This is a genomic window from Neobacillus sp. C211 (genome assembly GCF_051842875.1).
GTDB lineage: Bacteria > Bacillota > Bacilli > Bacillales > Cytobacillaceae > Neobacillus.
Genome location: NZ_JBPXRO010000067.1, coordinates 1 through 5,197, shown reverse-complemented (window position 1 = coordinate 5,197; position 5,197 = coordinate 1). Strand labels below are relative to the sequence as shown.

The 5,197-nt window shown below is 32.9% G+C and carries 7 protein-coding genes; 4 read left to right on the top strand and 3 right to left on the bottom strand.

All coding sequences use genetic code 11. From position 1 onward, the window contains the following. Window positions 1–103: 103 nt before the first annotated feature. Window positions 104–913: an AAA family ATPase gene (locus ACSU6B_RS28725; RefSeq protein WP_410889858.1), complete on the bottom strand. Its 810-nt coding sequence runs from the start codon at window positions 911–913 to the stop codon at window positions 104–106. 792 nt (window positions 914–1,705) lie between these two features. Between ACSU6B_RS28725 and ACSU6B_RS28720 the strand changes: the two genes are divergently transcribed. Beyond that, on the top strand, window positions 1,706–2,137 hold the full coding sequence (locus tag ACSU6B_RS28720) for a hypothetical protein (protein ID WP_410889857.1): 432 nt from the start codon (window positions 1,706–1,708) through the stop codon (window positions 2,135–2,137). A gap of 618 nt (window positions 2,138–2,755) precedes the next feature. Beyond that, entirely contained in the window at window positions 2,756–2,914 is a 159-nt protein-coding gene (locus ACSU6B_RS28715) for a hypothetical protein (RefSeq protein WP_179195808.1), read from the top strand. Window positions 2,915–3,115: 201 nt separating this feature from the next. On the opposite strand, the gene ACSU6B_RS28710 is transcribed toward ACSU6B_RS28715, so the two are convergent. After that, the gene (locus ACSU6B_RS28710) at window positions 3,116–3,253 is read right to left on the bottom strand and encodes a hypothetical protein (RefSeq protein WP_186328945.1); all 138 of its coding nucleotides are present in this window, start codon (window positions 3,251–3,253) and stop codon (window positions 3,116–3,118) included. 181 nt (window positions 3,254–3,434) lie between these two features. Here ACSU6B_RS28710 and ACSU6B_RS28705 point away from each other — a divergent pair, with 181 nt between their 5' ends. Beyond that, window positions 3,435–3,881 carry a hypothetical protein gene (locus ACSU6B_RS28705; RefSeq protein ID WP_410889855.1) on the top strand — a complete coding sequence of 149 codons (447 nt, stop codon included), beginning with the start codon at window positions 3,435–3,437 and terminating at the stop codon, window positions 3,879–3,881. A 128-nt stretch (window positions 3,882–4,009) separates the two neighbouring features. Then, window positions 4,010–4,477, top strand: coding sequence for a UPF0158 family protein (locus ACSU6B_RS28700; RefSeq protein ID WP_410889854.1), 468 nt, complete (start codon window positions 4,010–4,012; stop codon window positions 4,475–4,477). 149 nt (window positions 4,478–4,626) lie between these two features. Here the strand turns inward: ACSU6B_RS28700 and ACSU6B_RS28695 are convergent, their stop codons facing one another. Beyond that, window positions 4,627–5,043, bottom strand: coding sequence for a hypothetical protein (locus tag ACSU6B_RS28695; protein WP_410889853.1), 417 nt, complete (start codon window positions 5,041–5,043; stop codon window positions 4,627–4,629). Window positions 5,044–5,197 lie beyond the last annotated feature (154 nt).

Genomic DNA, 5,197 nt, shown 5'->3' with positions numbered 1-5,197 from the left:
GCAGAATAGTTCAATAATGGAACCTACAAAAGTAAATAATTTGACATTTTTGTTGGTTCCTTTATTATATGCCTTCTGAAGTGCCCAAAAATGTTTCTGTCATTTATTCAAATTCATTCTTACGGTCTCTGAAAAAGTCGTAGAAATACCTTACATTTTCAAGTTCCGTCCATCTATAGGTTCTAAAAAGGGGAGCGTCAAGATTATAGATTTTAGCATCTAGTGTTCCCAACATAAATGGCGAATGTGTCGCTATAACAAACTGACAGTTAAAAAATCTAGCCAGTTTATTGATTTCTTCTGCCAACTGAATTTGGTTTGTCGGTGAAAGAGATGTTTCAGGTTCATCGAGCAGGTATAATCCATTAGGGGCAAGATACTCATCAAATATTTGCATGGATGTTTCTCCGTTAGAATACTTCTCATTGGCAAACTTCATAATCTCGATTTGTTTGTACATCTGTGAAGAATGTTTCAACTTTTCCAAATTTTCCTTAGTATAACCCAATTTAGAGTGCTGGTACAGGTAACCTTCCTTAAGAACTGCTTCCTGCTGAATCTTCTTAATCTCATATAAAATATCTTCGCTTTTGATGTACTGACTATTAGGCGGTATTTGATTTGACTCTCCGTCACTCTTATTTTCGCCTAGGCTGTATGAACAATCCATCATGTAATCTGGCTGGTATGTATTATAACCATTATTTGAAAGGTCCTCAGCCCCCGTAATATTCAGCTTGTTTGCTATTAAATTTAACAGCGTGGACTTGCCCGAACCGTTGTTACCATACAAAACTGTAATGTTATTAAAGACAAACACTTCACCAGTTATTTTTCTAAACACATTGTATGGATAGGCATTAGGATTCTTGACTGTATGAGGGGAAAGTTTAAAGCTTTTTAAATATATCATAGGGGTAAACCTTCCTTTGGGAAAATGAATAGCTATAATCAATACTATCATCATTTTACCACGTTTGCAGAAATATAGAGTGAAGGTTGAATTTATGTTGTTCAGCACCGCTTTTTCTTCTAAAGTGTAGAAATACCTTAGTCTATGAGGTATTAAAAGTGTTAAATTAGACTATAATACCTTCTCTTCTTACTATAGGGGTGCAAGAGTATAAGAATGGGACTGCTGCGGCAATCCCTTTTTCTTATTGTACTAAAGAAGCAGAATAGTTTAACAAGGAAATGGATTTATATGGTAAAGTGGAAGTGGGCGACTATTTTCCGTTGATACCGTTATTAGTTGTTGTTGCTATTGTACTTCATCGATCTAGGGTATTTCCTAATATTGTTAAATACATTGGTTATGGGTACTTCTTTGTACTAACGTTGGTATTCATCATAGTAAGAGAAAGAATTAGTTACCTTTAAGAACATCCTCCTATTCCTGATATTTATTGGGAGAAAAATTCAGATTGGTCTGATATAGGGCTTTTACTGTATTTAGTTTCAACAACAGTCATATTTCTAATCGTATGCTTTTCTTGGTTTAAAAGAGAGAAAGACTTTAAAGGAAAAATTCTTATGTTTCTTTTCTTTTTAGTTGGATGGGTATTGCTAATTGTTTATGCTTTTTTCTTTAGTATGACTTTGGGATATAGTCCGTAAAATAATTTTTTTAAAGTAACGGGTTCGTATAAAATTATATATAATTTAAATACTAAATTTGTCCACATAAAGATTAAGGAATGATGATATGATCCAAGATAGGATGTTAAGAATAGGTATATTAGGTGTACTTTCAACAATACCAGGAGAGATTGCTTCGAGGATATTTGTACATTTTGGCTTCGGCAAGTTTGGTATTTATGAATTATCAAGTCTTATTATTACTTTTAACAGACCTGTACTTACCATAGGATTAATGGTAGATTTTTTAGTTAGTAGTGTTTTTGCAGTCTTACTTTACTTTATATTTGAAAAGTTTGGTTCATGCCATTTGGTTATAAAAACGACCGTGGGCAGTTTATTTGCCTGGTTAGTATGTGAACTATTATTCACAACATTAATAGAAGGTAAGTATATCGATATTAGACCCATCAATGATTATTATTCTCATATTTTCAGCACCATCATTTTTGGTATTACATTAGGATTGTTGCTAAAAAAATTTATATTCAAGAGTTAACCCTATATTAGGAGTTATATTAAAAGAAATTGTGAACAATAGCACTTAAACTATCGGGTGCGATTCTTCAATAACGAAGGATCGCTTTTTCTTATTCAAGTAAAGGGGCAGTTTAGTTTAACAAAGTGATGGGGAAATATGGTAAAATTAAAATAAATTATAAAGGTGGAGAGTGTACTAATGAAGGTACTTTTGGAGTTAATACGAATAGCTTTCATATTTGTATTTTTCGGAGGAATTTTAAGTGCCTTTATAAAGTATATCTACTCAAAATTAGGGACTGATACCAATACTTATGGCTGGATGGGACTAACAGCGATTCTTATTTTACTTTTGGTTCTATATAGGAATAAATTGTAGTTTAGTGGATGGTACAAAGGTAAAGGTAGAGAAAAACTCCCCAAAAAAGTATCAAAATTGCTTATTTCCAGTTCAATATTATTATTGTTATTACCTCCGATTCTAAGTTTCTTCTTAAGCTAACGGGTGCGGTTCTTCAATAGTGAGGGATCGCTTTTTTTTCTTCAAGTAACGGGGCAGTTTTGTTTAAAAGTATTGTAAAAAAAAGTTAAATTTGTAATATAATATAAGTAATTCGTTGGTTAGTTTGGAGGTGTTATGATGATTTGGATTTATATATTTACACCTATCATTATATTGGTTGGAATAGCCATTTATTTTGACAAAAAATCTGGGGCGACTTCACCAGATGAAAGAACAGCTGATAAGTTAGAGGAATATCCACCAGAAAATCCTTTCGGACCCAATAATTTTTGACCATAAAATGATTCAAATACAACTTTTCAAAGACATTGTGAAGGATTGTACTTAAAGTAACGGGTGCTTATGTGAAAGATGGGATGGCTGCGGCGATCCCGTTTTCTTATTGTGCAAACGTTTGCATGTTAGTTGAATACTAGGACGCATTTGAACTATATTATGACATAAAAAATCCCCTCAATTTTTTCTTGAAAGGAATCACGTTTGTTTTGCGTTTTCAAGTTTTGATTTAATTTGGTTATTTTGAGATATTATGACACTGCTAAAAATTATTGTTGCTACAAAGCCTAAAAGTGAAAAAAAGACAAAAACAGCCAAATTGGTATTATCACGCATAACAGAACCTCCCTTTAGTAATAAGTATAGTTTGTATAAATAAACCATTTACTATTCGTAATTGCATACTTCGAGGAAAATGTGCAATAGAACAAAAGGACTTGTTCCACTAACGTGGCAGTTTAGTGTAAGAAGGTAAATTTTGGAATACACTTGTTTTATGAGGTGTAGAGGTGATTAAATGAATAACGATTATCCACGACAAGGCTTAAGAATAAGATGTGAACAATGCGTACATCCAGAAGTTAGAAGGGCTTGTCTAGAATTTGGAAAGTGGTTAAGGAAGGAATTTGAATTTCCGATTAGAGTTGTTGTTTACCTAAAAAAAGATTATGAAATTAAAAGTCAGGCTGATAATGAATTAGTATCGGGTACATTTTTTGGTCCTTTTGACAAAAATGAAGAACCATATATAAGAATAGCTACTGGTGACTATTTAGAATTATTAGAAGAGGATGGGCAAGATAACGCACTTGCTGCTATTCTTGGTACAATTGCCCACGAATTGGGACACTATTATCAATGGATTGATGACCTTGAACTTGATGATGAAGAGGCAGAAGAAGAGGCAGAAAATGAAAGAGAGTATATGCTTGATTTATATGCCCAGAATAGAGACCACCCATAAATAGTTAAGAATTTCTTCTTTAACTACCATGGAAGAACGATGTAGGATTCCATTCTCTGTGGTGCAGCATTGTTGCATGGATGGCTAACGGGTGCATTAGTAAAAAAATAAAAAAAGGTGAACTAATAGTGAATATACAAGTCAAACTGAAAGATATAATTGAGGAAATGGAAATACAGTTTGAAGAGTCACGTTCGTTACTAAATATTCAAACGGGTGAAATAGTGTTAGTAACATCGGAGGACTTGAGAGCTGCTGAAGACGAAAAACCATTTGATCATTTAAATGAATGGGAACAAGAAAATAGAATGATTGCAATTGATGTGGTTGAAAACTTTGAAAATTATATAGAGTTGCCTACTAAATATGAAGTGAATGAGTATGAAATAATGGAAAACTTTTGCTTAACAGTCAGTGATCAACGGAAGCAGGAATCCTTATTAAGTGCAATTAACGGAAAGGGTGCCTTTAGAAGATTTAAGGACAAAATAATAGATTTTGAAATCGAAGATCAATGGTATTCATATCGTGATGAACGTTTTAAACAAATTGCGATTGAATGGTGTCAGGAAAATAAAATAAACTTTATTGAATAGAAATGACAGGGGGTGATTACTGAACCAAAGGGTAATCACCTTTTCTTATTAAAGTAAGTAGAGAAGTAGGTTTAGTGAAAAAAGATAAAAAGTCTATATCCAAGATATAGACTTTATTACCCAAGATTCAAGATGGGACACGAGAAATATCATTTATCACGAAATGAAATTCGAGCAATTGTTGGAACTAAATTATTTTCATCTGTAAGTTGTTTAACAATATTGTCTATGTTTTCAATGGATTGAATCCTACTCTCGCCTGGTTTTTCTTTGATTTCCAAATTGACTATTTGGTAATTTATATCATAATCACCTGTCATTGTGTATCTTTTATATCCATTTTCCTGAAGTTTTAAGTCAATTTTGTCTAAAAAGTGAGAATCAGTAATCTTTCTCCAAACTTCATCCCTTTTTCTTAACAAATTTGGATGAGCTGTTTCCAGTACCTGCCCATCTTTTAGTTTAGTCTCTGTGGATTTTTCCTTTCCTTGGGCAAACGAATTATTGAAAGATAGCAGTAATCCAGTAATCAACCATACACCCAGCCATTTTTTTGGGCTTAACATTTTACCATCTCCTAAAAAGTTCGTATTTATCAATCGTTAAATAAAAAATCAGGTAAATAATGGTTAATGGTTCTTCTTGAACTAACGGGTGCAAGAGTTGAAGATTGGGATGGCTACGGCAATCCCTATTTTTATTGCACTAACGGGGCAGGTA

What these genes read in the sequence shown, in the direction of transcription:
- ACSU6B_RS28720 (WP_410889857.1), top strand. Translation starts at nt 1,706, where the DNA reads ATGATCCAAGATAGGATGTTAAGAATAGGTATATTAGGTGTACTTTCA.
- ACSU6B_RS28725 (WP_410889858.1), bottom strand. Translation starts at nt 913, where the DNA reads ATGATATATTTAAAAAGCTTTAAACTTTCCCCTCATACAGTCAAGAAT.
- ACSU6B_RS28710 (WP_186328945.1), bottom strand. Translation starts at nt 3,253, where the DNA reads ATGCGTGATAATACCAATTTGGCTGTTTTTGTCTTTTTTTCACTTTTA.
- ACSU6B_RS28715 (WP_179195808.1), top strand. Translation starts at nt 2,756, where the DNA reads ATGATGATTTGGATTTATATATTTACACCTATCATTATATTGGTTGGA.
- ACSU6B_RS28695 (WP_410889853.1), bottom strand. Translation starts at nt 5,043, where the DNA reads ATGTTAAGCCCAAAAAAATGGCTGGGTGTATGGTTGATTACTGGATTA.
- ACSU6B_RS28705 (WP_410889855.1), top strand. Translation starts at nt 3,435, where the DNA reads ATGAATAACGATTATCCACGACAAGGCTTAAGAATAAGATGTGAACAA.